Source organism: Shigella sp. FC1544 (assembly GCF_001722145.1).
In the GTDB taxonomy this organism is placed as follows: domain Bacteria; phylum Pseudomonadota; class Gammaproteobacteria; order Enterobacterales; family Enterobacteriaceae; genus Escherichia; species Escherichia coli.
On record NZ_MECT01000238.1, the window covers coordinates 1 to 2,170 of the forward strand.

The 2,170-nt window shown below is 48.5% G+C and carries 2 protein-coding genes and 3 pseudogenes; 3 read left to right on the forward strand and 2 right to left on the reverse strand.

Annotated features, from left to right (window positions below):
- Positions 1–331 precede the first annotated feature (331 nt).
- Positions 332–643, forward strand: a complete 312-nt coding sequence (locus tag BGK49_RS13075; protein ID WP_046891819.1) for a type II toxin-antitoxin system RelE/ParE family toxin — start codon at positions 332–334, stop codon at positions 641–643.
- A complete protein-coding gene (locus BGK49_RS13080; RefSeq protein ID WP_000865087.1) occupies positions 643–930 on the forward strand; it encodes a helix-turn-helix domain-containing protein in 288 nt (95 codons plus the stop codon). The genes BGK49_RS13075 and BGK49_RS13080 overlap by 1 nt, the downstream gene beginning before the upstream one ends.
- A 537-nt stretch (positions 931–1,467) precedes the next feature.
- Here the strand turns inward: BGK49_RS13080 and BGK49_RS26970 are convergent.
- A pseudogene (locus tag BGK49_RS26970) lies at positions 1,468–1,635 on the reverse strand (IS91 family transposase); the annotation flags it as partial.
- Between the two features lie 124 nt (positions 1,636–1,759).
- Here BGK49_RS26970 and BGK49_RS13090 point away from each other — a divergent pair.
- Positions 1,760–1,912, forward strand: a pseudogene (locus tag BGK49_RS13090) (IS256 family transposase); the annotation flags it as partial.
- Positions 1,913–1,945: 33 nt separating this feature from the next.
- Here BGK49_RS13090 and BGK49_RS13095 read toward each other — a convergent pair.
- Positions 1,946–2,170, reverse strand: a pseudogene (locus tag BGK49_RS13095) (E3 ubiquitin--protein ligase); the annotation flags it as partial.

Genomic DNA, 2,170 nt, shown 5'->3' on the forward strand with positions numbered 1-2,170 from the left:
GACATCACCCCCCGGATCATGGACGACTGGGGGCAGTAATCATGCCGGGTCTGGCTGGCTAACACCCCATTATAAGGGGTACGAATAAAGTAACGGGGGTAAGGTGAAATCTGTCAATCAGTACCGGCTTACGCCGGGCTTCGGCGGTTTTACTCCTGTGCCATATGCAACAACGGAGTGCCGCCTTCCATGCCGCTAACGCGGCATCAAAAAATCCCTCTTCTCCAGTTGCCCCCCTCCGAACTCAGAGTGTATTTTCATTTATTGATGAAATTTACTGTTTGCGCAATTTTTCTGTTTTAGTGTATTTTGTCATTCTGGAGGCTATAATATGTTTAATGTGATTACTCACCCGGCCGCACTGGATGAACTTCTAGAATTACCAGACAATCTGCGTGGTCGTATGACCAGACTGATTGAACGGCTGGAACAGGAAGGTAACAAAATGAAAATGCCTCACAGCCGTGTAATTGGCGGAGGGCTTTTTGAACTGAGAGTCGGGGATAAAAATATCGCAAGGACACTGCACGCTTATGCAACGGGTAACGAAATCTATCTGCTGCATGCATTTGTGAAAAAAACGCAAAAGACACCAACGAAAGCTATTGAAATTGCCAGGATGCGTCTGAAGGAGATGAACTGATGAAAGTAAAAGGTGTTCCATTCAGCCAGGTAAAGCAAAAACTACTCAGTACTCCAGAAGCTGTCAAAGGGTATGAGGATGCTGACAAAGAACTGGAGATGGTGGAAATGTTATACGAAATGAGAGAAAAAGCGGGATTAACAAAGTCAGCACTGGCCGAACGAATGGGGTTACGCCCGTCAGCCATCAGTCGCCTGGAAAGTAACCCTTTAGGGGCCAGCATGAAAACTTTGACAAAATATGCTCATGCCTGTGGCGCAACCATCGATATTCACGCTGTCTATTGAGGGGTCCGCTTGGAATTCGGAAAATAAACCACGTTAAGACTATTTTTTAGATAAATGACTTTCAGGAATCGCCAAGATGGCGGGATAACAGCGGTTTTGGTGTCCTAAATCGTATAATTCTGTACATCCACGCAAGGGAATGTATGGAAGTAAGCCAGACGGTTATCGGACGGTCAGAACATTTCGTACAGCCTTTACGTTCAGTGAGTTAGCTGGCCTGGACGTAACCACTCGTTAGCTCAATTCTCTTAGCGTGGGAAAATTTCCGAATTCCAAGCGGACCCCTTTATCCTTGCCCCGCTGAATGAGGAAACGCTGTTCCGGGGGATTATGCTGAACGTCTTCCGTTCATCGATAGGAATTAAAACCCCAAAAAGATTAAAAAAACACCACAAAACGGATGTTTCTTCAACACCACTTTTGCTCATATGAACGGAACCGACGATTAAACTGGATGGCTCTGATTGATTCAGGGTATGAATGGCGGTTTTTTGCTCCGTTTCCCTCAAAATGGACGCCACTTACCCTCTGCGGCTCTCAGCCGCACCACCGCATCCGGGCCAGCGGCTCATGCATCAGGACCTGCTCTGCCAGACGGTAGCCCCGCTTCAGCCCCGTAAAACGCATCTGACTCCCGCACAGCACGCACTTCAGCGGGTCAACCTTCAGTAACCTCTGATACATCCCTCTCCAGGGTAAGCGTAAACCAGGTCCTCAGAGAATACATATTCTGCGGAGCGTGCGGCAACAACAGGACGAACAGGGGCGGTTTTCAATTTGCAGCCGTCAGGCTGCCGTGGTTCACTCCAACAACGGAGACAGGTAAATTATGGACGAAAAGAAGCTTAAAGCCCTTGCGGCTGAACTGGCTAAAGGCCTCAAAACCGAGGCCGACCTCAATCAGTTTTCCCGTATGCAGACGAAATTAACTGTCGAAACGGTGCTTAATGCGGAACTAACTGACCATCTCGGGCATGAAAAAAAGCTACATCCGGTAGTAAACATTATCAGTGGGTTATGCGATATGATTTGAGCCGTTTTCAGACAATCGCAGGGCCAGTACCTCGTCAGTCAACTGACGGTAAATCTGCTGTTCAGTCTCACGCATCACCTGTGCACCGGCTTCCCTCTCCGCATCCGTATCACCGCTCAGACCTGATGCTTTCAGCCGGTCAGCCACCCTCTGAGAGTACTCATTCTCCAGCATCTCATACTTCTGCTCTTCTGCCTGCGCCCAGCG